This is a genomic window from Amycolatopsis granulosa, assembly GCF_011758745.1.
GTDB lineage: Bacteria > Actinomycetota > Actinomycetes > Mycobacteriales > Pseudonocardiaceae > Amycolatopsis_E > Amycolatopsis_E granulosa.
The window spans coordinates 4,426,241-4,452,612 of record NZ_JAANOV010000001.1; the positions used below are offsets into that span (position 1 = coordinate 4,426,241).

General features: G+C 72.7%; 30 protein-coding genes. 11 read left to right on the plus strand and 19 right to left on the minus strand.

Features of this window, described 5'->3' with window-relative positions; genetic code table 11:
- Positions 1–5: 5 nt before the first annotated feature.
- Positions 6–824 (minus strand): inositol monophosphatase family protein, encoded by an 819-nt coding sequence (locus FHX45_RS21710; RefSeq protein ID WP_167105045.1) that lies wholly within the window; start codon positions 822–824, stop codon positions 6–8.
- 48 nt (positions 825–872) lie between these two features.
- Between FHX45_RS21710 and FHX45_RS21715 the strand changes: the two genes are divergently transcribed.
- Entirely contained in the window at positions 873–1,388 is a 516-nt protein-coding gene (locus tag FHX45_RS21715; protein ID WP_243870021.1) for an FBP domain-containing protein, read from the plus strand.
- Positions 1,389–1,480: 92 nt separating this feature from the next.
- Here FHX45_RS21715 and FHX45_RS21720 read toward each other — a convergent pair whose 3' ends face one another.
- Positions 1,481–4,072 (minus strand): bifunctional FO biosynthesis protein CofGH, encoded by a 2,592-nt coding sequence (locus FHX45_RS21720; RefSeq protein WP_167105051.1) that lies wholly within the window; start codon positions 4,070–4,072, stop codon positions 1,481–1,483.
- A 147-nt stretch (positions 4,073–4,219) separates the two neighbouring features.
- On the opposite strand from FHX45_RS21720, the gene FHX45_RS21725 reads away from it, so the two are divergent.
- Positions 4,220–5,800, plus strand: a complete 1,581-nt coding sequence (locus tag FHX45_RS21725; RefSeq protein ID WP_341771560.1) for an IS1634 family transposase — start codon at positions 4,220–4,222, stop codon at positions 5,798–5,800.
- Positions 5,801–5,804: 4 nt separating this feature from the next.
- Here FHX45_RS21725 and FHX45_RS21730 read toward each other — a convergent pair whose 3' ends face one another.
- Positions 5,805–7,406, minus strand: a complete 1,602-nt coding sequence (locus FHX45_RS21730; protein ID WP_167105054.1) for a RecQ family ATP-dependent DNA helicase — start codon at positions 7,404–7,406, stop codon at positions 5,805–5,807.
- Between the two features lie 49 nt (positions 7,407–7,455).
- Between FHX45_RS21730 and FHX45_RS21735 the strand changes: the two genes are divergently transcribed.
- Positions 7,456–7,977: an NUDIX hydrolase gene (locus FHX45_RS21735; RefSeq protein WP_167105057.1), complete on the plus strand. Its 522-nt coding sequence runs from the start codon at positions 7,456–7,458 to the stop codon at positions 7,975–7,977.
- Here the strand turns inward: FHX45_RS21735 and FHX45_RS21740 are convergent.
- The 4 genes from FHX45_RS21740 to FHX45_RS21755 form a co-directional block, all read right to left on the minus strand.
- Positions 7,974–8,300: a DUF8129 domain-containing protein gene (locus FHX45_RS21740; protein ID WP_167105060.1), complete on the minus strand. Its 327-nt coding sequence runs from the start codon at positions 8,298–8,300 to the stop codon at positions 7,974–7,976. The two genes, FHX45_RS21735 and FHX45_RS21740, sit on opposite strands and share 4 nt — an antisense overlap.
- A gap of 103 nt (positions 8,301–8,403) precedes the next feature.
- The gene (locus FHX45_RS21745) at positions 8,404–9,936 is read right to left on the minus strand and encodes an alpha-amylase family glycosyl hydrolase (RefSeq protein WP_167105063.1); all 1,533 of its coding nucleotides are present in this window, start codon (positions 9,934–9,936) and stop codon (positions 8,404–8,406) included.
- Entirely contained in the window at positions 9,933–10,373 is a 441-nt protein-coding gene (locus tag FHX45_RS21750) for a hypothetical protein (RefSeq protein WP_167105066.1), read from the minus strand. Before FHX45_RS21750 ends, FHX45_RS21745 begins: the two co-directional genes overlap by 4 nt.
- Positions 10,374–10,408: 35 nt before the next feature.
- The gene (locus FHX45_RS21755; RefSeq protein ID WP_167105069.1) at positions 10,409–11,614 is read right to left on the minus strand and encodes a site-2 protease family protein; all 1,206 of its coding nucleotides are present in this window, start codon (positions 11,612–11,614) and stop codon (positions 10,409–10,411) included.
- A gap of 169 nt (positions 11,615–11,783) precedes the next feature.
- On the opposite strand from FHX45_RS21755, the gene FHX45_RS21760 reads away from it, so the two are divergent.
- Positions 11,784–12,146: a hypothetical protein gene (locus FHX45_RS21760; RefSeq protein ID WP_341771561.1), complete on the plus strand. Its 363-nt coding sequence runs from the start codon at positions 11,784–11,786 to the stop codon at positions 12,144–12,146.
- A 28-nt stretch (positions 12,147–12,174) separates the two neighbouring features.
- On the opposite strand, the gene FHX45_RS21765 is transcribed toward FHX45_RS21760, so the two are convergent.
- The 4 genes from FHX45_RS21765 to FHX45_RS21780 form a co-directional block, all read right to left on the minus strand.
- Positions 12,175–12,387 carry a hypothetical protein gene (locus FHX45_RS21765; protein ID WP_167105075.1) on the minus strand — a complete coding sequence of 71 codons (213 nt, stop codon included), beginning with the start codon at positions 12,385–12,387 and terminating at the stop codon, positions 12,175–12,177.
- Complete coding sequence (locus FHX45_RS21770; protein ID WP_341771562.1) at positions 12,384–12,659, minus strand: PfkB family carbohydrate kinase; 276 nt, start codon at positions 12,657–12,659, stop codon at positions 12,384–12,386. Before FHX45_RS21770 ends, FHX45_RS21765 begins: the two co-directional genes overlap by 4 nt.
- 65 nt (positions 12,660–12,724) lie before the next feature.
- The gene (locus FHX45_RS21775) at positions 12,725–12,895 is read right to left on the minus strand and encodes a hypothetical protein (RefSeq protein ID WP_167105078.1); all 171 of its coding nucleotides are present in this window, start codon (positions 12,893–12,895) and stop codon (positions 12,725–12,727) included.
- A 77-nt stretch (positions 12,896–12,972) separates the two neighbouring features.
- The gene (locus FHX45_RS21780; RefSeq protein WP_167105081.1) at positions 12,973–13,446 is read right to left on the minus strand and encodes a hypothetical protein; all 474 of its coding nucleotides are present in this window, start codon (positions 13,444–13,446) and stop codon (positions 12,973–12,975) included.
- 61 nt (positions 13,447–13,507) lie between these two features.
- Here FHX45_RS21780 and FHX45_RS21785 point away from each other — a divergent pair, with 61 nt between their 5' ends.
- A complete protein-coding gene (locus tag FHX45_RS21785) occupies positions 13,508–14,089 on the plus strand; it encodes a TetR/AcrR family transcriptional regulator (RefSeq protein ID WP_243869169.1) in 582 nt (193 codons plus the stop codon).
- Between the two features lie 14 nt (positions 14,090–14,103).
- On the opposite strand, the gene FHX45_RS21790 is transcribed toward FHX45_RS21785, so the two are convergent.
- Positions 14,104–15,306 carry an FAD-dependent oxidoreductase gene (locus FHX45_RS21790; protein WP_167105086.1) on the minus strand — a complete coding sequence of 401 codons (1,203 nt, stop codon included), beginning with the start codon at positions 15,304–15,306 and terminating at the stop codon, positions 14,104–14,106.
- Positions 15,307–15,412: 106 nt separating this feature from the next.
- Here FHX45_RS21790 and FHX45_RS21795 point away from each other — a divergent pair, with 106 nt between their 5' ends.
- Together FHX45_RS21795 and FHX45_RS21800 are read left to right on the plus strand one after the other, a co-directional pair.
- On the plus strand, positions 15,413–16,438 hold the full coding sequence (locus tag FHX45_RS21795) for a glycosyltransferase family 4 protein (protein ID WP_167105089.1): 1,026 nt from the start codon (positions 15,413–15,415) through the stop codon (positions 16,436–16,438).
- Between the two features lie 95 nt (positions 16,439–16,533).
- Positions 16,534–16,995, plus strand: coding sequence for a DUF4383 domain-containing protein (locus FHX45_RS21800; RefSeq protein WP_167105092.1), 462 nt, complete (start codon positions 16,534–16,536; stop codon positions 16,993–16,995).
- Here FHX45_RS21800 and FHX45_RS21805 read toward each other — a convergent pair.
- Positions 16,992–17,597, minus strand: a complete 606-nt coding sequence (locus FHX45_RS21805) for a maleylpyruvate isomerase family mycothiol-dependent enzyme (protein ID WP_167105095.1) — start codon at positions 17,595–17,597, stop codon at positions 16,992–16,994. The genes FHX45_RS21800 and FHX45_RS21805 overlap by 4 nt on opposite strands.
- Positions 17,598–17,672: 75 nt before the next feature.
- Here FHX45_RS21805 and FHX45_RS21810 point away from each other — a divergent pair, with 75 nt between their 5' ends.
- Entirely contained in the window at positions 17,673–18,092 is a 420-nt protein-coding gene (locus tag FHX45_RS21810) for a MarR family transcriptional regulator (RefSeq protein WP_167105098.1), read from the plus strand.
- Positions 18,093–18,116: 24 nt separating this feature from the next.
- Here the strand turns inward: FHX45_RS21810 and FHX45_RS21815 are convergent, their stop codons facing one another.
- The 3 genes from FHX45_RS21815 to rfaE2 are packed head-to-tail and all read right to left on the minus strand — an operon-like array spanning position 18,117 to position 21,132.
- Entirely contained in the window at positions 18,117–18,824 is a 708-nt protein-coding gene (locus FHX45_RS21815; protein ID WP_167105101.1) for a methyltransferase domain-containing protein, read from the minus strand.
- A gap of 5 nt (positions 18,825–18,829) precedes the next feature.
- Entirely contained in the window at positions 18,830–19,630 is an 801-nt protein-coding gene (locus FHX45_RS21820) for a glycosyltransferase (protein WP_167105104.1), read from the minus strand.
- Complete coding sequence (gene rfaE2, locus FHX45_RS21825) at positions 19,627–21,132, minus strand: D-glycero-beta-D-manno-heptose 1-phosphate adenylyltransferase (RefSeq protein ID WP_208406039.1); 1,506 nt, start codon at positions 21,130–21,132, stop codon at positions 19,627–19,629. Before rfaE2 ends, FHX45_RS21820 begins: the two co-directional genes overlap by 4 nt.
- A 153-nt stretch (positions 21,133–21,285) precedes the next feature.
- Between rfaE2 and FHX45_RS21830 the strand changes: the two genes are divergently transcribed.
- Positions 21,286–22,323: a glycosyltransferase family 9 protein gene (locus FHX45_RS21830; protein ID WP_341771563.1), complete on the plus strand. Its 1,038-nt coding sequence runs from the start codon at positions 21,286–21,288 to the stop codon at positions 22,321–22,323.
- Between the two features lie 7 nt (positions 22,324–22,330).
- On the opposite strand, the gene FHX45_RS21835 is transcribed toward FHX45_RS21830, so the two are convergent.
- On the minus strand, positions 22,331–23,431 hold the full coding sequence (locus FHX45_RS21835) for an FUSC family protein (RefSeq protein ID WP_167105113.1): 1,101 nt from the start codon (positions 23,429–23,431) through the stop codon (positions 22,331–22,333).
- 31 nt (positions 23,432–23,462) lie between these two features.
- Here FHX45_RS21835 and FHX45_RS21840 point away from each other — a divergent pair, with 31 nt between their 5' ends.
- Positions 23,463–23,993, plus strand: coding sequence for a GNAT family N-acetyltransferase (locus tag FHX45_RS21840; protein ID WP_167105116.1), 531 nt, complete (start codon positions 23,463–23,465; stop codon positions 23,991–23,993).
- Here FHX45_RS21840 and FHX45_RS21845 read toward each other — a convergent pair.
- A complete protein-coding gene (locus FHX45_RS21845) occupies positions 23,941–24,687 on the minus strand; it encodes an ANTAR domain-containing response regulator (RefSeq protein ID WP_167105119.1) in 747 nt (248 codons plus the stop codon). The genes FHX45_RS21840 and FHX45_RS21845 overlap by 53 nt on opposite strands.
- Positions 24,688–24,990: 303 nt before the next feature.
- Entirely contained in the window at positions 24,991–25,419 is a 429-nt protein-coding gene (locus FHX45_RS21850) for a cupin domain-containing protein (RefSeq protein WP_167105124.1), read from the minus strand.
- 93 nt (positions 25,420–25,512) lie between these two features.
- Here FHX45_RS21850 and FHX45_RS21855 point away from each other — a divergent pair, with 93 nt between their 5' ends.
- Complete coding sequence (locus FHX45_RS21855) at positions 25,513–26,310, plus strand: SDR family NAD(P)-dependent oxidoreductase (protein WP_167105127.1); 798 nt, start codon at positions 25,513–25,515, stop codon at positions 26,308–26,310.
- Positions 26,311–26,372: the final 62 nt, after the last annotated feature.

Genomic DNA, 26,372 nt, shown 5'->3' on the forward strand with positions numbered 1-26,372 from the left:
GGTGCTCAGCCGAGCACGGTGGCGGCCAGCTCGTCGGCCAGGGCGCGGGTCGCGGCGGCGATCCCGGACCAGCGGCGCGTCAGGTCCGGGTCGATCTCCAGCGGACGGCCGTGCACGTCGATCACCGCACCGCCCGCCGCGGGCACGGTGACCATCGCCGTCGCCAGGTCCACCAGGCGGTGGGTGTCCGAGCCCGGGTCGCAGAACGCGTCGACCGAGCCCTCCGCGACGAGCGCGCACTCCAGCACCGTGGTGGACAGGATCCGCACGCGCTGCGCCCGGCCCGCGACGCGCAGCCACGCCTCGGCGTTGCGCTGATGCGGGCGGAGCAGGTTCACCGTCGCGCCGTCGAGGCTCGCGCGGCCGCTGGTGCGGAACGGCACCGGCTCGCCGGCGAGGGCGTGCCAGGTGCGGCCGGTGTCCAGCCACACGGTGAGCGCCTCGGTCGCCCGCCCGTCGACGGCGACGGTGCCGCCGAAGCAGCTCAGCGGGACGCCGGAAGCGGCGTTGTTGGAACCGTCGACCGGATCGACGACGAGGGTGACCGCGGAACCGTTGTCGACGAAACCGACCTCCTCACTGAGCAGGTTCACGCGGTGCCGGCCCGCCTCCTCGGCGATCGCGGCCTCGACGATCTCGTCCACCCGCATCGTCGGGGTGCCGTCCGCGCCGTCGGCGACCTTCTCGGCCAGCTCGGCGCGCGTGTGCCGGCGGCGGGCGCCGCCGTAGGCCGCGCTGGCGGCCCGGGCCATCGCGGCGAGTGCGGGGTGGACGGTCCCGGGGAGTTCCGGGGCGGGCACCGGCCACGTGATCTTCGTGCTCATCACAGCCGATCCTAAATGACTTGCCCGGTCACGGCGGTGCGACGGATGATGCCCGCCGTGCAACCCCTCGACGAGACCCGCATCCGCAAGTCGTTCATCAACTGCTCCAAGGGGGAGGCGCAGCGGCTGGCACTGCCGCCGGGGCTGGCCGGACTCGACTGGTCCGAAGTGGACTTCCTCGGCTGGCGGGACCCGAAGGCCCAGCAGAACGCCTATCTCGTGGCGCCGTACGGTGACGAGGTGGTCGGTGTCGCGTTGCGCGCCGCGGCCAAGCACCGCAGCTCGGTGAAGTCGTCGGTGTGCGCGTTCTGCGGGACCATCCACGCGGCGACGGACGTGTCGCTGTTCGCGGCCCGGCGGGTCGGTGCGGCCGGTAAGCAGGGCAACACCGTGGGCACCTACGCGTGCGCCGACCTCGCCTGTGGGCTGTACCTGCGGGGCAAGCGCCGCCCGGCCGTGCACAACCCGGTCGATCGTGCACCGCTCGAGGAGCGGGTGCAGCGGATGCTCGCCAACCTCGCCCGCTTCCTGGACGAGGTCACGACCGACAACGTCAGCGGCTGACGCCCAGCGGCCGACACGCCGCCCGGAGGGGCGAACACGGCGCCGGGAGCGGTGAACACGCCGGGGTGGACGGCGTGTTCACCGCTCGGGCGTCAGCCGACGATCGGGAGGGACAGCGGGCGCCGCACGGCCTGGGCGACCCCGTCGGAGGCCAGCGCCGCCGCCACCCGGTCGGCGGACGGGCGGCCGTAGGTCGTGGTCCGCTGGACCAGCGGGCGGCCGATCGGCTCGACCATCGCCGCCAGCTCGCTGATCGTCTTGTACGACCCGTTGTCCGCGCCGGCCATGCGGCTGATGGTCTCCTCCATCAACGTGCCGCCGAGGTCGTTCACCCCACCGTTCAGCACGTCGCGGCAGGTGTCCGCGCCGAGCTTCACCCACGAGCACTGGATGTTGTCGATCAGTCCGTGCAGCAGGATCCGCGCCAGCGCGTGCACCGCCCGGTTCTCCCGCTTGGTCGGGCCCGGCCGGGACAGACCGGCCAGGTAGATCGGCGAGTTCTGGTGGATGAACGGCAGCAGCACGAACTCGGTGAACCCGCGTCGCCCGGTCCGCTCCAGCGCCCGCCGCTGCAGGTCGGCGATCAGCTTGATGTGCCCCACCCAGTGCGCCGGCGTGTCCACGTGCCCGTACATCATCGTCGAGGTCGTCGGGATGCCCAGCTCGTGCGCCGTCGAGATCACCTCGATCCAGCTCGACGCCGGCAGCTTGCCCTTGGTCAGCACCCACCGCACGTCGTCGTCGAGGATCTCCGCCGCGGTGCCCGGCAGCGAGTCCACACCGGACTCGTGTGCGCGCGTCAGCCAGTCGCGGATGGACAGGTTCGTCCGGGACGCGCCGTTGACCACCTCCATCGGGCTGTAGGAGTGCAGGTGGATGTCCGGCTGCCGCCGCTTCACCTCGGCCGCGAGGTCGAAGTACGCGGTGCCGGGCATGTCCGGGTGGATGCCGCCCTGCATGCAGATCTCCGTCGCCCCGGCCTCCCACGCCTGGTCGACCCGGTCGCCGACCTGGGACAGCGACAACGTGTAGGCGTCGGCGTCGGTGCGCCGCTGTGCGAACGCGCAGAACCGGCAGCCGGTGTAGCAGACGTTGGTGAAGTTGATGTTGCGGGTGACGACGAACGTGACGTCGTCGCCGTTGACGTCGCGGCGCAGGCCGTCGGCCAGCGAGGCCAGCGCCTCCAGCTCGGCGCCGTCCGCGTGCAGCAGGGCCAGCGCGTCCTCATCGGACAGACCAGCGGGGTCGCGTTCCGCGCGGCGCAACGCTTCCGCGATGTCGGTGTCCATCCGGCGCGGCGCGCTCGGCACCTTCTCCGCCAGTTCTTTCCAGTCGCCGTAGACGGAGTCGAAGTCGCTGCGCCGGTCCTCGGTGCGGCCGGTGGTGTCGACCTCGACGTGCAACTCCGTCCGGCCGGTGCCGGCCTGGTCCTGCCAGCCGCCGTCCGGCTCCTGCCACGGCCGGCCCTCCAGCACCGCGTCCTCGCGCGCCAGCCCGGTCTCCGGATCGGCCAGCGCGGCGACGTGCCCGGCCACGCGCGGGTCCAGCCACGGCTCACCGGCGAGCAGGTACTCCGGGTAGATCGTGAGCCGCTCGCGCAGCGTGTAGCCGGCCTGCTCGGTCTGCCGGGCCAGTTCGTCGATCTGCGGCCACGCGCGCTCGGGGTTGACGTGGTCCGGGGTGAGCGGGGACACCCCGCCCCAGTCGTCGATGCCCGCGCGGATCATCAGGTCGTACTGGCTGCCGATCAGGTTCGGCGGTGCCTGGATGCGCATCTTCGGACCGAGCACGAGGCGCGCGACGGCGATCGTGGCGGCGAGCTCCTGCAGGTCGGCGTCCGGGGTGGCGCGCATCTTGGTGTCCGGCTTGGCGCGGAAGTTCTGCACGATGACTTCCTGGATGCCGCCGTACTGCCGCGCCACCTTGCGCATCGCGAACAGCGCGTCCGCGCGTTCTTCGTAGTTCTCGCCGATCCCGATCAGGATTCCGGTGGTGAACGGCACCGACGAGCGGCCGGCGTCCTCCAGTACCCGCAGCCGCACGGCCGGGTCCTTGTCCGGCGAACCGTAGTGCGGACCGCCGCGCTCGCTCCACAGCCGGGTCGCCGTGGTCTCCAGCATCATCCCCATCGACGGCGCCACCGGCTTGAGCCGCTGGAAGTCCTGCCAGGTCAGCACACCGGGGTTGAGGTGGGGCAGCAGACCGGTCTGCTCGAGCACCAGGATGGCCATCGCGCGCACGTAGGACAGCGTGTCGTCGTAGCCGTGCGCGTCGAGCCACTCGCGGGCCTGCTTCCAGCGGTCCTCCGGCCGGTCGCCGAGGGTGAACAGGGCTTCCTTGCAGCCCATCGCCGCGCCCTGACGGGCGATCTCCAGCACCTCGTCCGGCGACAGGAACGGGGCGTCCAGTTTGCCCGGAACCGTCGCGAAGGTGCAGTACCCGCACCGGTCCCGGCACAGCCGGGTGAGCGGGATGAACACCTTGCGGCTGTACGTGATGATCCCGTCGCGGCCGGCTTCGGCCAGTCCGGCGTCGCGGATCCGGGAGGCGTGCTCGGACAGCGTGCGGAGGTCTTCGTCGCGCGCGTGCAGCAGCACGGTCGCCTCGGTGACGTCGAGGGTCTTGCCGTCGCGGGCACGGGCCAGCGCGCGGCGCATCGCGGAGGCGGTGGGAGCGGATGCCATACCGGAAACGCTAGGACCGGCGTCACCGGACCTGCCAGGACCCGGCCGCGCAAGATCGGCCACACCGCACCGGCGGCACCCTGTTTGCGCTGCTCACCGTGGCCGGGGTCATTGCGCGGCGGGGCGGGCGAGCGTATTACCTAAAGTGTGGCTTCGGTGATCGGCAAGCGGATCGGCGGCAGGACCTACTACTACCTCGCGCGGACCGAGCGGGTGAACGGCAAGCCGAGGATCACCTCGCAGCGTTACCTCGGTACCGCCGAGGACATCGCGGCCGGCCTGGACGGCGCGGCCGGTTCCCCTGACGGTACGTGGCACCTCGCGTTCGGTGACGTCGCCGCCGTCTGGTCCACCCTGGAGCGGCTCCAGGTGCGTGCCGCGATCGACGAGGCACTGGGCGCGCGCAGCGTGCCGATGGGCACCTACCTCGCCCTGGCGGTGCTGCACCGGGCGACGGCGCCGGGTACGGATCTGGCGCAGTGGTGGGCGGAGAGCGCGGCGAGCCGGTTCGTGCGGCCACGCGTGGCGGCGGCCGCGGTGCACGACGACGAGTTCTGGCGGGCGACGCGGCGGTTGACCCGGCCGCAGCTGGAGCGGGTCGAGGACGCGGTGGCGGCGCGGGTGCGGGCGCACGTGGGGGAACCGATCCTGCTCGCGGTGGACGTGCCCAACTTCGCGACGTACGCCGAATCGGAGACCGCGGCGGCGTCCCCGGCGGGGCTGAGCACGGTGGTCACGCGCGACGGTGCGATCCCGCTCGCCTCGGCGGTGTACCGGCGCGAGGGGGCGGTGCCGTTCGGGGTGGCGGCCGACCGGCTGGCCGGGCGCGTGTCCGGGCCGGTGACGCTGGTGTTCGAGACCGGTCAGCACGCGCAGCTCGACCTGGACGACGGCCGGCACTTCGTCGGCGCCCTGCCGCTGGGCGACCACCCCGAGCTGCTGGCGCGCCCGGCGTCCGCGCGGCGGCCGGTGGAACCGGGCCGCTTCCCCGGGGTCACGGCGCTGGACACGCAGGCGACGGTGTCCGGCGCGGTCCGCCGGGTGATCCTCACGCACTCGGCGAAGCTGCACGCGGCGCAGGCGCGCGGGTTCGCGCAGGCGCTGAGCAGCGCGACACGGCAGCTGGACGGTCTCGCGCTCGCGCTCGCCGCCGGCACCAACCGCCGGCCACGCGACCAGGTGCTGACGGAGATCGCCCGCATCACCCGGGTGCGCTGGGTGGACCGGGTGCTGCCGGCCCGGCTCACCGGTACCCGGCCGGCGGAGCTGCGCCTGGAGTGGCGGGTCGACGAGAACGCCCGGTCGCGGCTGGACGAGGAGTACTTCGGCAAGCAGCTGCTGGTGACCGACCACGACTGGCCGGTCGCCGACGTCATCACCGCCTACCGCGCGCGCTACCACCTGGACTCGACGTTCCGGCAGCTCAACGGCCCGTTCGTGGCGGCGACCGCGCCGCGGCGGCACTGGACCGAACACCGGATCGCGGTGCACTCCCTGGTGAGCGTGCTGGCGACCGCGGTGACGCACGTCATGCGGCAGGAGGCCGACCGCGCCGGGCTCGACCTGTCCGTGCGGGAACTGCTCGACCTGCTCTCGCGAATCGGCGAGACGGTGCTGCGCTACCCCTCGACCGGCGGGCGCCCGCGCACGCGCCGGTTGCTCACCTGCCGGGACGAGGTGCAGCAGAAGCTGTTCGACCTGTTCGGGCTGGGGGCCTACGCACCCTGAGCGGTCACTCCTCGGTGAGCAGCCCGCGTTCGCGGACGGCCGGGAGCGACAGCGAGCGGTAGCCGGCCTCGTCGAACAACACGGTGACCTTCTCCGCCTCGCGGCGGACCACCTGGCCGATGCCCCACTCGGCGTGCCGGACCGAGGCGCCCGGCTGGAACTCGCCGTCGGCCGCGACCTGCCCGGCGGCGGTGCCGGCGTCGCAGGTGTCGCAGAACTCGCACGGCTCCGCCAGGCTCTCCCCGAAGTAGCCGAGCAGGAACTGGCGGCGGCACGCGGTGGTTTCGGCGTACTCGCGCATCACCTCGACCCGGGACCGGTCCAGCTTCCGGCGCCGCTGCGACACCTCGGCCGCGCGTTCGGCCGCCACCGCCGGATCGGTGCCGGCGTAGCTGAACCTGCCCTGCGTGGTCTCCTCGACCAGCCCGGACTGCTCCAGCAGGTTCAGGTTGTTCATGGCGCGCCGGTGCGACTGCTGCACCTCGCCGTCGATCTCCTGCGGGCTGGCCGGGCCGTGCTGCTCACGGAGCGTCTCCGCGAGCTCCTGGACACCCTTGTCGTCGAACGGCCGCGCGGTGAGGAACTTCTGCAGGCCCAGGTCCTCGGGCCGGTAGAACAGCCGCGCGTCGGCGCGCTCACCGTCCCGGCCGGCGCGGCCGATCTGCTGGTAGTAGGAGTCCACCGAGTCCGGCACCGAGGCGTGCGCCACGAAGCGCACGTTCGGCTTGTCGATGCCCATGCCGAACGCCGAGGTCGCCACCACCACCTCCACCCGGTCGGCGAGGAAGTCCTCGTGCACGCGCTTGCGGTCGGCCGCCTTCATCCCGGCGTGGAAGGCGACCGCGCCCAGCTCCTCGGCGTAGCGTTCGCTGTCCTTGCGGGTCGCCGCGTACACCAGACCGGGTTTGGGTGCCTGCCGGACCCACCGCAGGACGGCGCTGCGCTTGTCCTCCTCGGTGGTGGAGCGGTGCACCGCGAGGTAGAGGTTCGCCCGGTCGAATCCGGAGACCACGCGCACCGGGTCACGCAACCCGAGGTGCTCCACGATGTCGTCCCGCACCGGCCCGCCCGCGGTGGCGGTCATCGCGAGCACCCGCGGCCGCCCCAGCCGCTCGATGACGTGCCCGAGGCGCAGGTAGTCGGGGCGGAAGTCGTGCCCCCAGGACGAGACGCAGTGCGCCTCGTCCACCACGAACAGGCTCGGCCGGATCTCCGCCAGCTGCTCCAGGACCTCGTCCTTGGCCAGCTGTTCGGGTGCGAGGAACAGGTACTCGGCGTCGCCCTCGGTCACCGCGTCCCAGGCCTTGGTCGTGGTGCGCGCCGGCTGGGCGGAGTTGACCGCGACCGCGTCCGGCGCCTCGCTGTCCGCGATCTGCCCGACCTGGTCCCGCTGCAACGCCGTCAGGGGTGACACCACGAGCGTCGGCCCGTCCAGCAGCAGCGCGGGAACCTGGTAGATCGCGGACTTGCCGGACCCGGTCGGCATGACGGCGAGCACGTCGCGGCCGTCGAGCAGGGCCGCCATCGCGGTCAGCTGGTCCTCGCGCAGGTCCGGCCAGCCGAAGGTTTCCCGTGCGGCGCGGCGGAGTTCGTCGTGTCTGGACACCGGCGGGGTGTTCCCCCTCGGGTGGGGCGGAAACGTCTAGGCTGCCGGCATGCTGGTGGGATATCGCGCACGGGACGAGGTCGAGCGCGCCGATGTGGTGCGCATCCGGGAGTTGCTGGCGGCGACGGCGGATCCGTTCGCGCGGGACACGCCGTTGCACGTCACCGGGTCCGCGGTGATCGTGCACCCGGACACGCGGCGCGTGCTGCTGCGCTGGCACGAACGTCAGCAGGCGTGGCTGCAGGTCGGCGGGCACGGCGACCCGGGCGAGACCGATCCGCTCGCCATCGCGCTGCGGGAAGGGCGCGAGGAGACCGGGCTGACCGATCTGGTGCCGTGGCCCACGGCCGACCTGCTGCACGCGGTGGTCGTGCCGGTGCCGGCCAAGGGCGCCGAGCCCGCGCACGAGCACGCGGACCTGCGGTACGTGCTGGCCACCGGACAGCCGGACGCGGCGCGCCCGGAGAAGCCGGACGCGCCGCTGAAGTGGCTCCCGCTCGACGAGGCGATCGACGCGGTCTCGGAGGACAACGTGCGGGAAACCCTGCGCCGCGTGCGTGAGCGGTTCTAGGGCCGGCCGCGGTTCGGGGTCTGGCCCGCGACGCCGTGCCGCAACGGGGTGGTCGGCTCGGCCGCGGTCTGCTCCTTCGCCGACGAGCCGCCGGGGTGGGGCGTGACCTCGGGAATGGCGGTGTGCTGACCGCCGGAGGGTTCGGCGCCGTCGTCGAGTTGCTGTTTGCGCATGCGCATCAGCTCGAGCACCGGCAGCCGGTTGGCGTGCCGCAGCTCGTAGGACATCAGCCGGTCGAGCTGTTCGGCGTCCAGTGACCGGATGCGGTGCTGCAACGCGGCCAGGGGCAGTTCGTCGTATTCGGGCAGCGGTAGTTCGGACATGCGCAGGGCCTACCCGGGCGGCGGCCGCGCAAACGGTTGGACCTGGCCGGGCCGGGTATGCGGCGGGGGAGAGGAGGACGTCTGCCAGCAGCAGCGCGCGCACCTAGGCTGACAGCCACACCGCCGAATCGGGGGCCAGTTCGCCGCCGGGATCACCGGGTTCACTGGCGAGGAGCACCTTCCGGTGGGGCGGCAGCGCGGCCGGTGCCGAGCCGAGGTTCACCACGCACACGACGCCGGGCTCGCGGTGGAACGCGAGCACCTCCGGTGCACTGTCCATCCAGGACAGTGCACCGTCGCCGAAGGCGGGGTGTTCCTTGCGGATCCGCAGCGCGTCCCGGTAGAGCAGCAGCGTCGAGTCCGGGTCGTTCTCCTGCGCGGCAACCGTCAGCTCCGCCCAGTGGGCGGGCTGCGGCAGCCACGGGGTGCCGGTGGAGAACCCGAACGGCGGCGCCGCCCCGGACCACGGCAGCGGCACCCGGCACCCGTCGCGGCCGCGCCGGGTGTGCCCGGAGCGCTCCCAGGTCGGGTCCTGCAGCACCTCCTCCGGCAGGTCCTCGACCTCCGCCAGCCCGAGCTCCTCGCCCTGGTACAGGTAGGCGCCGCCGGGCAGCGCGAGCATCAGCAGCAGCGCCGCCCGCGCCCGCGGCAACCCGCCGCCGTACCGGGTGACGTGCCGGGTCACGTCGTGGTTGGACAGCACCCAGGTGGCCGGAGCGTCCACGGCCGACAGCGCCGCGATGCTGGAATCGATCACCGACCGCAACCGCGCGGCATCCCACGGGCAGCGCAGGAAGTCGAAGTTGAACGCGGTGTGCAGCTCGTCCGGCCGGACGTACCGGGCCAGCCGCTGGGGGCTGTCCACCCACGCCTCCGCCACGAAGACCCTGTCCTCGCCGTAGTGGCGGGCGAGTTCCCGCCACGAGCGGAAGATCTCGTGCACCCCGGGCCGGTCCCAGTGCGGGTGGTCGCTGCGGTCCGGTGGCTCGACCAGGCCCTCGTGGTCCAGACCGAGGTCGGGCAGTGCCGGGTCCTTGATCAGCCCGTGCGCCACGTCGATCCGGAATCCGTCCACCCCGCGGTCGAGCCAGAACCGCAGCACGTCCAGGAACTCCGCGCGCACGTCCGGGTGGTCCCAGTTCAGGTCGGGCTGGCGGGCGTCGAACAGGTGCAGGTACCACTGGCCGTCCGGTACCCGGCTCCACGCCGAGCCGCCGAACACGCTGCGCCAGTCGTTGGGCTCGTCGCGGAACACGTACCATTCTCGCTCGGGCGAGCCGGGGCCGGCGGCGAGCGCGGCCTGGAACCACGGGTGCCGGTCGCTGGTGTGGTTGGGCACGATGTCGACGATGACCCGCAGGCCGTGCCGGTGCGCCTCATCGAGGAGCGCCTCGGCGTCGGCGAGCGTGCCGAACCGCGGGTCGATGTCGCGGTAGTCGGCGACGTCATAACCGCCGTCGGCCATCGGGGACGGGTACCACGGGGTGATCCACAGCGCGTCGACGCCCAGCCCGGCCAGGTAGGGCAGTTTCGCGCGGAGACCCGTCAGATCGCCCACGCCGTCGCCGGTGCCGTCGGCGAAACTGCGGAGGTAGACCTGGTAGATGACGGCGTCCCGCCACCAGCCGCCGGTCACGGGCGCGGCAGGTCCTGCGCCCAGGCCACCAGGTGGACCAGCGCGTCGACCTGCCCGGACGGATCCGGGTCCGCCGCGATGAACTCCAGCTGCGTGGCCACTCCCGCGGCGTCGCCGTGCAGCTCGGCGAGCACGGCCCGCAGGACGGCCCGCAGCGAGGGCTGGACGTCGTCGATCGGCACGTCCCCCTCGCCCTCGTCCGACAGGGCCACGGTGAACAGGTCACCGCCGTCGGGACGGGCGCGGGTGAGCACCCCGCGGGCGATCACGGCGACCAGTTCCGCGCACAGCGGGCGGAGCAGGTCGCGGTCCGGGGCGTCCGCGCCGATCATCCGGGGCAGCAGGTGGGAGACCGAGTCGAAGTCCTGCCTGCCGAGGTCCTCGACGAGCTGGTCCGCCAGGCGCCGGACGTCTCGCTGGGTGTTTTCGTGGCTCATCGTCGGCAGGATTCCCGGTGGTGACCCGCCGAAACTCAGGGCCAGCGCTGGGTGGCCGGCCGGCCCAGCGGCGGGGCGACGCGGCTGCGCACGACGGCCACGTCGGCACCGCCGTGCCAGTCCACGCCGAGGCCGCGCAGAGTGACCGCGCGGCTGATGTCCGACGGGGACACGATGCCCACCAGGCGGTCGGCGTCGAACACCAGGGCACGCCCGTCGGCGCACCCGGACATCCGTGGCAGCAGCGCGAGCAGTGGCTCGTCCGGCGTGGCGCGCGGGATTTCCGTTGGCGCACAGGCGATTTCGCCGAGCAGAGTGCTGGGACGTTGCGCCGGCGGGACCGCGCGCAGGCGGGTCAGGGTGACCAGCCCGGCGAACCGGCCGACCGGGTCGACCAGCGGGTAGGCCGAGTGCTGGCGCAGCATCGCGTTGTCCCGCAGGAACGTCGCGACCGTGGTGGCGGCGGGCGCGGTCGCCGGGCGCATCGTCATCACGTCGCGCACCCGCATCGCCGCCACGCTGGTGCCGAGCTCGGCGTCCCGCTCCTCGGCCAGCGCCAGGTTGACGACGAACAGGCCGACCAGCAGCGGCCACACCCCGAGCCCGATCGGCCCGCGCAACAGGGTCAGCACACCGAGGGCGCACACCGCGAACCCGAGGAACCGGGCGGCGCGGGCGCTGCCGATCGTGGCGCGGTGCCGGTCGTGCCACGCCGCCCACAGGATCGAGCGCAGCACGCGACCGCCGTCCAGTGGCGCCACCGGGATCAGGTTGAACCCGCCCAGGATCACGTTGAGCACCGCGAGGTAGCCGAGCACCGCGCCGGACAGCGAGTTCCCGATCGGCGAGGTCATCCAGGTGGCGAACCCGAAGATCGCCGCCAGCAGCAGGCTGACCAGCGGCCCGGCGAAGGCGACGCGGAACTCCACGCCGGGCGACCGGGGCGCTCCGCGCAGCCGGGTCACCCCGCCGAGCAGCCACAGGGTCACCTCGCGCACCTCGATGCCGGACCGGCGCGCGACGAGCGCGTGGGGCAGTTCGTGCGCGCACAGCGACAGCACGAACAGCACCGCCGTGATCACGCTCGCGATGATCGCGGCGAAGATCCCCTGCCCGGGCGCGAGCGGCGGCCACTGCGTGATCGGCAGCCCGACGACCAGGAGCCCGGCCATGCCGAACACACTCCAATGCAGACCCACCCGGATCCCCTCGAACCGGCCCAGCCACACGGTCGACACCATCGCCGTCTCCCCTCTCCGCGATCCCCGCGTCTCACGTACCCGCGTCGGTCGGTTACTGAACGTTTCGGCTGCCACGGTTTGGTCTCGTCGGGTAACGGGAAGGCTCGAGTACCTACGACCGGCGTCAGACAGGGGACCGGCGAACATGGATGTGTCACGGAACAGTGAGGTGACGGCCAGCTGTGGCGGGCTGGCGGAACAAGCGCAGCAGGCGATGCGCGGGTTGTACCACCGCGCGTCGGGTATCGGCGGGGCCGCCGGCATCGGCGGTGCGGACGAGATCCAGCAGGTGCTGGGGTCGCTGAAGGCGCTCTCCCAGAACGTCGCCCGGAGCCTGCCCGAGCTGGGCACCTGGCTGGAGCGGCAGCTCTGGCTGGGAAACCTGGACGTGCCGGCTGATCAGGGCGGGTACGAAACGCTGATCACGTCGGTCTTCGACGCCACGGCCGCGCTGGCGCGGGCGCAGGAGGTCACGGTGCAGCTGTGCCAGGAGCTCGCGACGGCACAGGCCGCCGCGCGTGAACTGTCGTAGTGAACCCGCCCGCCGGCACCGCATGGCGCTAGGGGTTCCGCGGCGCGGGCAGCTCGGGCAACGGCGTGTGCGTGCGGCAGCTGGTACACACCAGCAGGGTCGCCAGTGCCTCACCGCTTTCGTCGACGAGCTTGGCGATCCGCAGGGCGGAGTAGCCGCATTCCTCGCACGGCACGGGCGGTGCCGCGCGGTCCGGGACGATGATGATCCGGGGTGCCGGTCGGGGCTGGCTGAGGGTCATGGTTGCTTCCGCGGCTCGAGGATGCCGGGGTCCGGCCGGGGACGGCCTCCGGCGGCGGCGTGGGCGGGCAGGTCGTGCCCCGCGTGGTCGTCGCCGGTCACCGACAGCGACGTGACCGGGACACCCGGCTGGGCAATGCCGGCGGCCTGGTTCGCGCCCGTGCCGCCGCGGGTCTCCGCCCGCGAGGCCGGCGCACCGGCCCTCGTGACGTCACCGACCCGCAGGACGAGGTCACGGGCGCTCGGCCCGGCCACGACCACCTCTGGTCTCACGGCCGGAGCAGTACCCGATAACGATTCGGACTAATCAACCCGAACGGGCGGCACCACCGCCGGTGTCACGGGACGGCGAGGACCTCGCCGCTGAGAGCGCCTTCCAGGGGCTGCGTGAGCTGCTCGTCCTCGGGCCGCGCGTGCCGCGCCCGGGCTTCGTGCCGGCCGCTGGACAGCAGGGCCGGGCCTCCCCACTTCGGGTCCCTGCCCGCGTCGTCGATGCGGTGCCTGCCCATGGCTGTTCCTCCCGGCTCGAACCTCCGGCCCGGATACCCTCGGGGCGCTGCGCCCACACCTCACCCGGACGGCTGGGTCAGCGGCGCCGTTTGCGCACGGTTGCGGCGAAGGTGGCCGCGGTGACGAACCCGTAGGCCACGTGCGGCACCAGGTCACTGACCCAGTCGGCGGCGCTCCAGCGGCGCGGGTCGGTGATGCCCAGCACGGTCATCGGGGCGTTCGCGCCGACCAGGGCGGCACCGGTGGCGGCGAGGCCGCCGGTGAGCACACCCGGCCGCCAGCCTGCCCCGTGCGCCGCGCCGTAGGCGGCGCCCACCGCGGTGCCGGTGAGCAGTCCCAGCAGCGCGCCGATGCCGCTTTCCCTGGCCTGTTTCTGCTTGTCGTCGCCGGGCACCTCGGTGCCGAGGGCGTGCGCGACCTTCTCGACCGTCTGCTCCGGCGTCTCGCTGGCCGGACGGCCGCGGACGGCCATGTCGACGTAGGTGGCGGCGTTGAGGGCGGTGGCCCCGGCCGCCCCGGCGGCCGCGCCCCGCAGGATCGAAGTCAGCATTCCGGGCGGATACCCGGCCGCGGTGGGGGCAACCTCTAGGATCGGGGGTATGACCCGGCCGATGACTTTCACCGAGCGTGCGCGCCGGGAGCAGATCATCGAGTGCACCATCGAACTCATCTCGAGCAAGGGCTACCGCGGCACGTCACTGTCGGCGATCGCCGAGCGCGCCGGGATCTCCAAGGCCGCCGTGCTCTACCACTTCTCGTCGAAGGACAAGCTCGCGCAGGCGGCGCTGGAGCGGGTGTTCCAGCAGTTCGGCGACTACGTCCGGGAACGGGTCGAGCAGCAGCCGGACGCGCGATCCGCGGTGACCGCCTACGTGCGGGCGATGGTGGGGTACCAGTCGGCGCACCGCCGGCACGTCCGGCTCATCACCGAGGTGCTCCTCGACGACGCGGGCGGCACGAAGCTCCGCACGCCCGGGTCGCACGACGCGGGTGACCGCTGGCAGGCGCTGGCCGCACTGCTCGCGGACGGCCAGCGCGCCGGGGAACTGCGTGCGTTCGACACGCAGGCGGTCGCGCTGGCCATCGGCGGTGCGATCGACGGGGTGGTGGCGCATTGGCTCACGCACCCGGAGCTGGACCTCGATGCCGCGGCCGGCGAGCTGGAGCGCTTCGTCCTCGCCGCGATCACCTAGGGTGTGCCCGGAACCTAGCGCCGCGCGAAGGCGGGTGCGTGCTCCGGGCGCACCCCGATCCCGCCGACGTAGGCGGTGACCCCGGCGAGCGCCGGGAAGCGCTGCACCATCCGAAGTGGACCGGGCACGCCGTTCAGGGTGCCGTCGAGTGCTGGCCGCAGCAGCATGTCGTGCTCGCCGAGCTGGGACCGCTGGGCCACGCGCATCGGGAACTCCCGTCGCTTTTGGACCTTCGCGAGGTCTGATGTGGACGCCGTGCCGGCGGCCAGCGGGCCGGCCAGGATCCGGGCGGCCGCCACGGCGTCCTGCACCGCGAGGTTGACCCCGACGCCGCCCACCGGTGACATGGTGTGCGCGGCGTCGCCCAGGCACAGCAGACCGTCGGTGTACCAGCGCGGCAGGCGTCCCATCGAGGTCTCCAGCAGTTTCACGTCGTCCCACGACCGGATGGCGGCCAGCACCTCGCGGTCCCAGCCGAACAGCTCCGCGAGCTGCCGGCGGAACCATTCGATGTCCCGGGTCCGGAGTGCGGCGTCCTCGCCCTTGCGGATCAGGTAGGAGGTCTGGTGGTAGTCGCCGCGGTCCATCGTCACCGCGGCCTGGCCACGGGTGAACACACCGAACACCCGGCCGTCGCGCTCGGCGTGCGACGGTGCCGGAACCCGGACCTGCCACACGTCCATCGGCATCGGGAACTCCCGCGGTTTCAGGCCCGCCGCCCGCCGCACGACGGAATCCCGCCCGTCGCACGCGACCACCAGGTCGGCGGTCAGCTCACCGGTACCGTTCTCGTCGCGGTAGGTCACACCCGTCACCCGGCCGCCGATGCGGCGCAGGCCGGTGACCTCGGTGCCCATGCGCAGATCCAGCTTTTCCGAGCCGGCCAGCAGGTCGAGGAAATCCCACTGCGGCACCATCGCGATGTACTTGTGCCGCCCCCGCAGGCGGCCGAAGTCCGCGGCGACCACGGTCTCGTCGCCGATCCGCATCCGCATCTGCTCCAGTTTCCGGTGCGGCAGCGCCGCGAACCGGTCCCCGAGGCCCAGTTCGTCCAGCAGCCGCAGGGTGGACGGGTGGACCGTGTCCCCGCGGAAGTCGCGCAGGAAGTCCTGGTGCTTCTCCAGAACGGCCACCTTGACTCCGGCCCTGGCCAGCAGGACGCTGAGCATCATCCCGGCCGGGCCCCCGCCCACCACACAACACGTCACATGCTCCATGTGGACCAGTCTAACCGATCGGTCAGTGCGCTGACCGGGCGGTTAGGTGTCGGGTGATCGCGGAACGGGTAGAACGTGTCCGATTTGCCGACTACGTGAGGTGGCGATGGAACGCCTGAACGTGGCACTGGTGGTGGACAACGAGGTGTTCGGTGGTGCGGAGGCCTACGTCCGGCGGCTCTTGCGGTTCCTGCCGGACTGGGTCGTGCCGAGCCTCGTCGTGGGCGAGAACCTGGCCGGCGCGTTCCCCGAGCGGCTGCCGGTGCAGATCGTGGCCCCGGCGGTGCGGGCGGTGTGGGCGCCGCAGATCGAGAACGCGCTGCGCGCGCTGGGGCCGGACGTCGTGCTCGTCAACCTCGCCGATGCCGGGATGAACCTGGCCGCGATGCAGGCCGCGGAGGCGGTCGCGCCCACCGTCGCGACGCTGCACCGCACCGGTGGTGCGCCGGTCTCCAGCGCGGTGTGGGACTGCTACCGCCGGCTGGCCGGTGCGCTCGCGCCCTCGCGGATCGTCGAAGCCAGGCTGCGCGAGCTCGGCGTTCCCGCGGAGCGGGTGACCCGCATCCCGCCCGGCGTGGAGATCCCGCCGGAGCCCGTCGCGCACCCGGACCGCACACCCGTCGTCATCGGCGCGATCGGCGGGGTGACCGGTCTGGACCTGCTGCCCGCGGTGGCGACCCTGCGGCGCCGCGGGCGCGAGGTACGGGTCCTGGTCGCGGGCGACGGACGCGACCTGGCCGAACGGGCGCGCGGGCTGCCGGTCCGGTTCGTCGGGCGGTTGCCGGAGGTGAGCGCTTTCCTGCGCGAGCTGGACGTGGTCTGCCTGCCGTCCCGGCGGGACACCTTGTCGCTGGCGGTGCTCGAGGCGATGGCGCACGGGCTGCCGTGCGTGACCACCGCGGTCGGCGAGACGGTCGAGGAGCTGGCCGGCGCCGCGATGATCGTCCCGCCCGGCGAGCCGGCCGCGCTGGCCGAAGCGCTGGACCGGGTGAGCACGGATGGCGCGCTCCGGCGCAAGCTCGCCGCCGCGGCCCGCGCCAAGGCCGAACACGACTTCGACGTCCGGCGGATGGCCCGCGAGACCGCGGACGCGCTGGCGGCCGCGCACGCCCTGAGCGGCTCGGCTCGCTGACGGCACCCGGACGTGGTACTTCCGCCGGCGTCCCGGCCGGGTTTCGGCGCGCCCGGCGGGGCTACCCGGGGCCTATTCGTCCCTGAGGAGTAGCCATGTCCGCTCGTTCCGCAACCACCACCGGGGTCCGCAGGCCGGTGCAGATCGCCGCGGCCGTGGTCGCCGTGGTCTTCCTGCTGGTCGGCATCCTCGGGTTCATCCCCGGCATCACCAGCCACTACGGCGAGCTCAGCTTCGCCGGGCACCACTCCGGCGCCATGCTGCTCGGGGTCTTCGCCGTGTCCGTGCTGCACAACATCGTGCACCTGCTGTACGGCGTCGTCGGCCTGGTGCTGTCCCGCTCCCCGGGCCCCGCCCGTGCCTACCTCGTGCTGGGCGGGTTCGTCTACCTGCTGCTGTGGATCTACGGACTGGCCATCGACCAGGACAGCGGCGCGAACTTCGTTCCGCTGAACAACGCCGACAACTGGCTGCACCTGGCGCTGGGCGTGGGCATGATCGCGCTCGGCTGGGCGCTCACCGCGGTCGAGCGCGCCCGGGAGAACCGCACCGCCTAGATCCCGGTCAGCTGGGGGATGGTCGCGGTGCGGCCGGCGAGCAGCATGACCAGTGCCTGGATCGGGCCGCGGATCTCCGCGCCCGATCCCGCGGCCCAGTCGGCGTCCGTCGCGATGAGACGGTGACCGGCGAACCGTTTCCTGGCGTGGAAGGGAAATCCGATCTCCCACAGGTGGTTCGCGGACGCGACCGCCGCCTCGGCCGGCATCACCAGCCGCCGCCCGAGCGGCATCGCGATGTCCTGCGCGTGGACGTGCACGTCCATCAGCGCGTTGTCGAGGGTCTGCCGGGGCGCGAGGCGGCGCAGGCCGGCCGCGTCCCGCAACATGGCCGTCACCTCGGCCGCGGAGCGCCGGGCCGCCTCGCGCTTGGTCAGGTCGTGGACCATGCGGTTGAAGCTCCCGCGCGCCTTGACCGCCGCCTTCAGGACGGTGCCGAACCCGACGTAGGGCGCCAGTGCCACGTGCGTGGCGACGTCGTGGATCGTCCAGCCGTCGCACAGCGACGGGGCGGCCCGCTCGACGTCGGTGAGAGTCGCGAAGAGGTCGGCGAGGCGTGCGCGTTCCGCGTCGATCGCCAGCCACTTGTCGTTGTGGTCCATCAGAACCTCGCCCGAAAGTGGTAAGATTATCTGACTAATTTAATCAGAGTCTCTGACTATCGTCAAGGAGTGCGCGTGAACACGGGCCTGCTGCTGTACATCCCGTACCGGCACCTGGAGAACCGGGTGATGGACGCCGTCCGTGCCGCCGGGTTCGAGCTCACGCTGGCGCAGGCGCGGCTGTTGCAGCGGCTGAACCCCGGCGGCAGCCGCCTGACGGAGCTGGCGGAGGCGGCGCAGGTGACCAAGCAGACCGCCGGGTTCCTCGTCGACCAGCTGGAGAAGGCGGGCTACGTGCAGCGGATGCCCGATCCGCGGGACGGCCGGGCGCGCCTGGTCCACGCCACGGACAAGGCCCGCGAGGCGGCACCCTTCGCCGACGCCGAGATCGCGCGCATCGAGGCCGAGTGGGAGAAGCACGTGGGCACGCGCCGGATGGCGCAGCTGCGGGAGACCCTGGCGAAGCTGTGTGAGATCACCGATCCGTACCGCTGACGGCCGCCGCACGAGCCGGACCGCTCAGTCGAAGAACCGGGCCAGGTGTCCCGCATCCGGGTGCGGTCCGTCCTTGAGCGGACGCAGCTCGGCGAAGATGCTCGCCCCGTCGCAGCCCGCGTGCAGCGGGTACCAGGTCCGCGGCGAACCGGGACGGCGGCAGATGCCCTTGATCGTCTGGACGTCCAGCAGCCGCACGTGCGTCGGGTCGGCCACCGCGTTCACGTAGCGCCACCACGGCGACAGCACGAAGGCGATGCCGTCCGGCCGCAGTACCCGGTGCACCTCGTCCACCAGCGGCAGGAAGTCGATCAGGTGCTCCAGGATGTGCACCAGGAACACCCGGTCCGCGCACGAGTCGGCGAACGGCAGCGGCCCGGACAGGTCCGCCACCACGTCCACCTCTCCGGTGGTCATCAGGTCCACGCCCAGGTTGCCCGGGTACTGCTTCTGCCCGCCGCAGCCCAGGTCCAGGATCAGCGGCTCCCGGCCGCCGACCCGCACCCGGTCCCACACGCCGAACACCCCGTCCAGCCGTCCGATCAGCTCGCGTGCGGTGTCCAGCTGGGCGGGCGCGGCGACCTCGCCGGTCAGGTGCGCCACCCCGCGGTCGAAGCGCACCTCCAGGTCGAGGCCGCGCAACCGCTCGTCGAACTTGACCATCTCCGCCGCCGCCCGGCTCAGGAACTCGTCCCGGAGCCGGAGGCGCTGCTGGGATACGGGCTCGATCATGATCCTCACGGGGAAACGACGTCGTAGGCTTCGGTGTCCCGGTTCACCACGGTAGTGGGTGACTCCAGGTGCACCGCGCCGGTGGGCAGGATGCCGGCGGCACCGTACTTGGCCGCGACCTTCATCTGGGCCAGCACGTCCTCGCCGCAGTGCTCGGCCGGAAGCTCGCACCAGAAGTCGAACCCGCCGGCGTTGACCAGTGCCTCGCGGTCGAACATCACGCACCCGCCGATCCATGCGACCTTGTACGGAGTCCACTTCGGACGGTGACGAACCCGTTCGGACAGGTGCGTCGGGTTGGCCGCGTTGTGCAGCGTCCAGCGCTGCCACTCGCGGGTACCGGGCACCACCTGCTCCGGCTCCGGCCGGCCCTCCCACTCCTCGTACGGTTCCAGCTCGTGCGGTCGACGGTCATCCACATAAGACAGTCCGGTGACCGCGTTGCCGACCATCCCGCAGCCCAGCTCGGTGATCGCCGAATGCAGGCGGCTGATCGCGCCGGGCTCGAGCCACACGTCGTCGTCGAGGAAGAGCACGTGGTCCGCGCGCGACTGCTCCAACAGGTGCGACCGCTGCTGCGCCAGACCGCGCCGGGGCAGGTTCCGGCCGAGGTGGACCGGGTGCCCGCGGTGCCGCAGCACCCGGACCATCGCCTGCGCGGGGGGCGAGTCGTAGGAGGCGGCCCCGTCGGACTGGTCGGCCACCCGCACGGTGAAATCCGGGAAGTCCTGCGCGGCGAGCCCGGACAGCGTCACCGCCAGCTCGGCCGGGCGCCCGCACGTCGGGATGAGGACGTCGACGCTCACGCGCCCTCCCCGGCCGGCGCGGAGGTGCGGATCTTCTCGATGACCGAGGTGGTCGAGTGGTCGGCGACGTAGCCGAGCACCCGGACCTCGCCGCCGTAGGACCGCACCGTCGGCGCCTCCGGCAGCATGTTCTCGGTGTAGTCGCCGCCCTTGACGTACAGCTGGGGCTGGAGCAACTCGAGCATCTCGATCGGCGTGTCCTGCTCGAACACGGCCACGTGGTCGACGCAGCTGAGCGCGGACAGCACGGCCGCGCGATCCTGCGCGGTGTTCACCGGGCGGTCCGGGCCCTTGAGCCGCCGGACGCTGTCGTCGGAGTTGACCGCGACGATCAGGACGTCACCGAGCCGTTTGGCCTCGTTGAGGTAGGTGATGTGCCCGCGGTGCAGCACGTCGAAGCAGCCATTGGTGAACACCACCCGCCGTCCGGCCTGGCGGTGCGCGGCGACCGCGCGGGCCAGCTCACCGGCGGGTACCGCGGCCTCGCGTTCCCGGCTCAGCGCCAGCGACAGCTCGGCCGGCGTGCAGATGGCCGTGCCGTCCTTGTGCACCACCACGTTCGCCGCCGCCTGCGCCAGCTCGATGCAGCTGGTGGTGGGCAGGCCCGCGGCGCGCGTCAGCACCAGCGCGGCCGCGAAGGTGTCGCCGGCACCGCTGGCCTGGCTCTCCGGCGCGGGGTCGGCCCAGGTGCGGTAGCCGCGGCCCTCACCGGTCAGCAGCATCGCGCCGTGCCGGTCCATGGTCACCACCGCGGCCGCGGCGCCGGTCTTGTCCAGCAGCGTCCGCCGTTCGTCCTCGAACAACCGCGCCCGCTCCTCACCGGCTTCCGGCAGCTCGGCGCCGAGCAGGCTCGCGGCCTCGGCCGCGTTCGGCGTGACCAGGTCGGGCCGGGCCCGCTGCCAGTGTTCGAAGTCGTGCGCGTCCACGACCAGCAGCGGGATGTCCGGCCGGAGCCGGGCCACCGCGTCGCGCAGCGGGGTGCCCAGCAAGCCGTTGCCGTAGTCGCACACCATCAGGGCGTCCGCACCGGCGAGGGCCTTCTCCAGGGCCGTGGCGAGGCGGTTCGTCTGCACCGCGGGCAGGTCCGCGCGGTCGCCCTCGTCGAAGCGCAGCAGCACCTGGTCGTCCGCGACGACCCGCTGCTTGCTGATGCTGCGCCGCGACGGGGCGGTGAGCAGGTTCTGCGTGTCGACCCCGTGCGCGTCGAGCAGTCCGGCCAGTTCGCGGCCGGGTTCGTCGTCGCCCACGACGCTGACGAAGCGGACCCGCGCGCCCAGCGCGGCCAGGTTGGCCGCGGTGTTCGCCGCGCCGCCCGGCGAGGTGGCCCGTGCCCCCACGTCGACGACCGGTGCCGGCGCCTCCCGGCAGATGCGTTCGCAGTGGCCGGACAGCCACACGTCCAGGATCGCGTCGCCGAGCACCACGACCGTGGGCGCGGTCTCCGACAGCAGCCGGACGAGGTCCGGCGTGATGGGGGCCACGTCCTTGGTCTCGCCTGCCATGTCCACCTCCACTTCTCCTCCTGCTCCACCAGTAGCCGGATCTTGGGCGGCGAAACATTTCCGTTTGCTGCCTGCGGAAACGGGCACCTCCTGCGCGTGGTGAACTCGGAGGCAGGGCCGTCGGTCGGCCCGATCGAAGCAAGCTGGCCGGACGTGCGCAGGATCGCCGTGCTGCGGGGTGGCGGGCTCGGGGACCTGTTGTTCGCGGTGCCGGCGATGGCCGCGCTGCGGGGTGCCTACCCGGATGCGGAGATCGTGCTGCTGGGCACGGAACTGCACCGCGAGCTGTTCGCCGGGCGCCCGTCGCCGGTGACCGAGGTGCGGCCGCTGCCGCCGTACCCGAACGTGCACGAACCCGCCGGGAAGCCGTTCGACGAGGCGGAGCAGCAGGCGTGGTTCGACGCGCTCAAGCCGGTCGACCTGGCCGTGCAGCTGCACGGCGGCGGCCGGAACTCCAACCCGTTCCTGCGCCGGCTGGAGCCGCGGTACCTGGTCGGGGCACGCACGCCGGACGCGGCGGAGGCGGACCGGTGGCTGCCGTTCCGCTACTACCAGCACGAGGTGCTGCGGGCGCTGGAGGTGGTGGGGCTGGCCGGGGCGCGGCCGGTGGAGCTGGAGCCGTCGGTCGCGGTGACCGGCGCCGACCGTGCGGCGGCGGCCGAGGTGCTGGCCGGACTGCCCGATCCGCTGGTCGTGGTGCACCCCGGGGCCGGTGACCCGCGCCGGCGGTGGCCGGCGGAGCGGTTCGCCGAGGTCGCCGCGAAGCAGGCGTCCAGCGGCCGCGGTGTGGTCGTGATCGGGGCACCGGACGAGCGTGACCTGGTCGAGCGGGTCGCGGGCCTGGCCGGGGAGCCGGTGCGGCCGCTGACGGCGCTGAGCATGTCCGCGCTGATCGGCGTTCTCGACCGGTGCTCGGCGTTCGCCGGCAACGACAGCGGGCCCCGGCACCTGGCGGCCGCGGTGGGTGCCCCGACGGTCAGCGTGTACTGGATGGGCAACGTGGTGAACGCCGGCCCGCTCGGCCGGGCGCGGCACCGCGTGCTGATCTCGTGGATGTCGCACTGCCCGGTCTGCGGGATCGACTGCACCCGCGAGGACCTGCCGCGCTGCGCGCACGACGACTCGTTCGTGGCGACCGTCTCGGTCGACGACGTGCTGGGTGAGCTGGAGGAACTGATCGCCGGCCGCTGACCGGCGATCAGCGCGGGGCGGCCGTCTCCAGGACGCGCGTCGAGCGGTCCACCGCGAGCAGCGCGGCGTCCTGGGCCTGCCGCATCACGGTGGTGACCTGATCCACCCGGATCCGGCGGTCCAGCTCGCGGTGCCGCTCGGCGACCTCGTCCAGGCGGCCCGGCAGGTCGGCGAGCCGGTCCTCCGCCTGGTCCAGGCAGGCGACCGCGCCGGCCAGCCCGTCCAGCAGTTCCGCATACCCGCTGGTGAATTCCGGATCGGCCTCGTCCTGACCGGCGGCCGCCACCAGCGCCTCGGTGATGCGTTTGACCTGCTCGGTGACCTCTTCCAGCACACTGAGCGGTGATTCGAACGACGACGGCAGCGGGCTGCGGCCGCGGCGGTGGTGCACCAGCCAGCGGATGTTGAACCGCACGCTCTCCCGTCCCCAGCTCAGCGCGTCGTCCGCGCGCACCACCGTCGAATCGAGCCGGCGCGCGTGCCGCAGCCAGCGCTCGGCCGTGTCGGAGTCCCAGTCGCCGCGCAGGTCGTCGGCGATCGACTGCACCAGGTCGCGCACTTCCCCGGCCAGCACGCTCACCGCGTCCCGCGCGTGCCGCAGGTGGACCGGCGGCAGGACGACCGTGTTCACCGCGACCCCGACGGCCGCGCCGAGCAGGCTCTCCGCGAGCCGTTCCACCAGGTAGACGAAGTTGCCCGCGGTGCCGTAGGAGATCATCAGCAGGGCCGTGACCCCCACCCAGATGCCGCTGCTGCCGAACCGGTGCCACTGGCCCAGCAGCATGCCGACGAACACCGCGGCCGCCAGCGCCAGAACCGGCGACGGGATCAGGTGCGCCGCGGCGTAGGCGATCACCAGGCCGATCAGGATCGCGCCGGCCTGCTGGAGCGCGTTGGTCAGCGACCGGTACACGGTCTCGGTCATCAGGAAGACCGCGGTGTAGGGCGCGATGAACGACTGCGGCGAGGGGATCACCACGCGCGCGAGCAGCCACGCGAGGACGGCGGCCAGCGCCATCTTCAGCGCCTGCACCACGGCCTCGCGCTCCCGGCCGGGAAACCGCAGCGCCCGCCGGAACCAGTACCAGGGGGACAGAATTCGTGTCATCGATCAAGCGGTACCCGCCACACTGGAACCCATGCGAATCCGCAAACCGACGGCGGCCGACCTCACCCGCCTGCCGGAGATCGAACGCTCGGCGGGGGAGTGCTTTCGCGGTATCGGCATGCCCGAGATCGCCGATGACGTGCTGCCCACCGCCGAGGACCTGGCCCGCTACCCGTACGCGTGGGTGGCCGGCGAGCCGGAACCGGTGGCCTACCTGGTCGCCGTGCCCGTGGACGGGAGCCTGCACATCGAGCAGGTGTCGGTGCACGCGTCCTGGGCGCGGCGCGGGATCGGCCGCGCGCTGATCGAGGAGGCCGCGCGGGCCGGGTTCCCCGCGCTGACGCTGACCACGTTCGCCGAGGTGCCCTGGAACGCCCCGTACTACGAGCGGTGCGGCTTCGTCCGGCTGGCCCCGTCCGCGCTCACGCCGGGGCTGCGGCGGATCCGGGCGGCGGAGGCGGCCCGGGGTCTGGACCGGTGGCCGCGGGTGGCGATGCGCCGCGACCCGCTCACCGGGAGCGCACCGAAGCCAGCAGGCCGAGGGCGACCTGGCGGAGCTTGACGTTCTGCCGCTGCGACTGCTCCACCAGCCGGTCGAACGCCTCGCTCGCGCTGATGCCGTGCACCGCCATCAGCACCCCTTTCGCCTGGTCGATCTCCGCCCGCGAGGTCAGTGCGTTCTCCAGGTGCCGGATCTGCTGGCGCGCGTGGTACCAGCGCCGCGCGTTCCGGATCGCCGCGGAGGCGGCGCCGGTGAACAACCGCATCAGCTGCTGGTCGAACGGGTCGAACGCGCCGTCGACCCGGCTGTACAGGTTCAGCGACCCCACGAGCTCGTCGCCGTCCCGGGTGCCGCTGCCCAGCAGCAGCGGGACCGCGAGGAACGCCAGCACACCGGAGTCCTGGGCGGCAGCGGCGAACTCCGGCCACGCGCCATCGTCCGGTTTGGACACTGCCCGCACCGGTTCGCGTGTCCGCACGGCCCGCAGGCACGGTCCGTCGCCCGCGGCGTACTGGGCCAGGTCGATCCCGATCAGCTGGTCGTGCGTGATCGCCGCGGTGCGCGGGCCGGTCTCGTCGAGCACGGTGACACTGACGGCGTCGGCGTCGGCGATCGCGTTCACCGCGGTTTCGGCGAGCCGTTGCAGTACCGCGTCGAGCGGTTCCTCTTCGTCGATACCGTCGCGCAGGTTCTCCAGCGCGAGTGTGACGTCGTCGAGTCTGGCCAGTGGCTCCGGCCGCTCGGTTCTGGTCATGTGTCGGTTTCTCTCCGCGTGTGCGCTGCCTGGCACACCGCCGGACCGCGGTCGGCGGGTGCTCGCGAGGTCTGGACGGTCCGGGATCCCAGGCGGATCAGAACCGGACCACCACCCGTGCGGACGGGCGCGAATGCACGGATATACGCGAGAAGTCGTTCATCGTCAAGCCTTTCGCCTGTGTGGTCCCGTCCGCCCGGCGGACGGTACTGGGCGCCGGCTGCTTGACGCTGGCGGAATCATACGTGGCCCTGCACGGCGGCCGACCGGAGCCCGGGAGAAGCGGCGCCGGGCCGGTCGGGATCAGGAATCCGGCTTCTCCACCGGAGACCACAGGCTGGGCAGGTTGACCACGATCCCCTCCTGGCTGCTGCGTGCGATGACGACCACCGCGTCCTCCGCACCGGGGTTCTCCTCGCGGTGCGGCACCCAGGGCGGCACGAAGATGTAGTCGCCCGGCTCCGTCTCCAGCCGGATCTCCGCGTCGCCGTCGGCGAAAACGAACACCGGATGCCCGGACTTCACGTAGATCGCGGTCTCGGCCTCGCCGTGGTGGTGGTCACCGGAACTGGTGTGCGGGCCGACGTGCGTCTCGCCCATCCAGACCTTCGCCGAGCCGGCCGTCTTGCCCGACACCGCTTCCAGCCGCCGCATCCCACCGGTCTGCGCGGTGTCGCCGGTCAGTTCGCTGCCCTTGATGTGCCGCAACGGGCGGTGCCAGGCCTCGGTCACGGTCGGTCCTCCCGGGTCCGGTGGAAGCTCTGCGTGCCACGGTAGCCGACCGTGCGGGCGGAGTGGGCCGCCCGCAACGGGGTAACCGGCGCCATGACCAGTGCACGGACCAAACCGCTCGCGGTCGTCACCGGTGCCTCCACCGGGATCGGGCGGGAGCTGGCGAAGCAGTTCGCCCGGCACGGCCACGACCTCGTGATCGCCGCGGAGAACGCGGAACTCGACGACGCGCGGCGCGAGCTGACCGAGCTCGGCGCCCGGGTGCTGGCCGTGCGGGGCGATCTCGCCGGCTTTGACGGCGTGGAGAACCTGGTCGCCGCGCTGGCCTCGGTGAACCGGCCGGTCGCCGCGCTCGCGGTCAACGCCGGCGTCGGGGCCGGCGGCGCGTTCGTCGAGGGATCGCTGCGTGATGAGCTGAACGTGATCCACCTCAACGTCACCTCGGCCGTGCACCTGACCCGGCGGCTGCTGCCGGCCATGGTCGAGCAGGCCGCCGGGCGGGTGCTGTTCACGTCCTCGGTCGCGGCGATGACCCCCGGCCCGTTCCAGGCCGTCTACAACGCGACGAAGGCGTTCCTGGCCTCGTTCGCCGAAGCGCTGCGGGACGAGCTGAAGGACAGCGGTGTCACGGTCACCGTGCTGATGCCCGGCCCGACCGACACCGCGTTCTTCGAGCGCGCCGGGATGACGGACACGAAGATCGCGCGGGGTCCCAAGGACGATCCGGCGGACGTCGCCGAGCAGGGGTTCGCCGCGATGATGGCCGGCAAGGACAAGGTGGTCGCCGCATCGGCGCGGAACAAGGTGCAGGCCGCGGCCGCACGTGCCGTGCCCGACCCGGTCAAGGCGGCCATCCACCGCCGGATGGCCGAACCCGGCTCCGGTACCTAGTCCTCTATGGACGTCCGGGGCACCCGAGCGGGGTCGCCCGGCTCGTGCGCGGTGCGCGGCTC

Excerpts from the sequence above, each read along its gene's own strand:
- FHX45_RS21805 (WP_167105095.1), bottom strand. The coding sequence starts at position 17,597 with ATGGACCACAACGACAAGTGGCTGGCGATCGACGCGGAACGCGCACGC.
- FHX45_RS21845 (WP_167105119.1), bottom strand. The coding sequence starts at position 24,687 with ATGACCAGAACCGAGCGGCCGGAGCCACTGGCCAGACTCGACGACGTC.
- FHX45_RS21795 (WP_167105089.1), top strand. The coding sequence starts at position 15,413 with ATGGAACGCCTGAACGTGGCACTGGTGGTGGACAACGAGGTGTTCGGT.
- FHX45_RS21720 (WP_167105051.1), bottom strand. The coding sequence starts at position 4,072 with ATGGCATCCGCTCCCACCGCCTCCGCGATGCGCCGCGCGCTGGCCCGT.
- FHX45_RS21735 (WP_167105057.1), top strand. The coding sequence starts at position 7,456 with ATGCTGGTGGGATATCGCGCACGGGACGAGGTCGAGCGCGCCGATGTG.
- FHX45_RS21840 (WP_167105116.1), top strand. The coding sequence starts at position 23,463 with ATGCGAATCCGCAAACCGACGGCGGCCGACCTCACCCGCCTGCCGGAG.
- FHX45_RS21765 (WP_167105075.1), bottom strand. The coding sequence starts at position 12,387 with ATGACCCTCAGCCAGCCCCGACCGGCACCCCGGATCATCATCGTCCCG.
- FHX45_RS21855 (WP_167105127.1), top strand. The coding sequence starts at position 25,513 with ATGACCAGTGCACGGACCAAACCGCTCGCGGTCGTCACCGGTGCCTCC.
- FHX45_RS21710 (WP_167105045.1), bottom strand. The coding sequence starts at position 824 with ATGAGCACGAAGATCACGTGGCCGGTGCCCGCCCCGGAACTCCCCGGG.
- FHX45_RS21790 (WP_167105086.1), bottom strand. The coding sequence starts at position 15,306 with ATGGAGCATGTGACGTGTTGTGTGGTGGGCGGGGGCCCGGCCGGGATG.
- FHX45_RS21785 (WP_243869169.1), top strand. The coding sequence starts at position 13,508 with ATGACTTTCACCGAGCGTGCGCGCCGGGAGCAGATCATCGAGTGCACC.
- rfaE2 (WP_208406039.1), bottom strand. The coding sequence starts at position 21,132 with ATGGCAGGCGAGACCAAGGACGTGGCCCCCATCACGCCGGACCTCGTC.
- FHX45_RS21775 (WP_167105078.1), bottom strand. The coding sequence starts at position 12,895 with ATGGGCAGGCACCGCATCGACGACGCGGGCAGGGACCCGAAGTGGGGA.
- FHX45_RS21815 (WP_167105101.1), bottom strand. The coding sequence starts at position 18,824 with ATGATCGAGCCCGTATCCCAGCAGCGCCTCCGGCTCCGGGACGAGTTC.
- FHX45_RS21755 (WP_167105069.1), bottom strand. The coding sequence starts at position 11,614 with ATGGTGTCGACCGTGTGGCTGGGCCGGTTCGAGGGGATCCGGGTGGGT.
- FHX45_RS21750 (WP_167105066.1), bottom strand. The coding sequence starts at position 10,373 with ATGAGCCACGAAAACACCCAGCGAGACGTCCGGCGCCTGGCGGACCAG.
- FHX45_RS21835 (WP_167105113.1), bottom strand. The coding sequence starts at position 23,431 with ATGACACGAATTCTGTCCCCCTGGTACTGGTTCCGGCGGGCGCTGCGG.
- FHX45_RS21715 (WP_243870021.1), top strand. The coding sequence starts at position 873 with ATGCCCGCCGTGCAACCCCTCGACGAGACCCGCATCCGCAAGTCGTTC.
- FHX45_RS21780 (WP_167105081.1), bottom strand. The coding sequence starts at position 13,446 with ATGCTGACTTCGATCCTGCGGGGCGCGGCCGCCGGGGCGGCCGGGGCC.
- FHX45_RS21740 (WP_167105060.1), bottom strand. The coding sequence starts at position 8,300 with ATGTCCGAACTACCGCTGCCCGAATACGACGAACTGCCCCTGGCCGCG.
- FHX45_RS21800 (WP_167105092.1), top strand. The coding sequence starts at position 16,534 with ATGTCCGCTCGTTCCGCAACCACCACCGGGGTCCGCAGGCCGGTGCAG.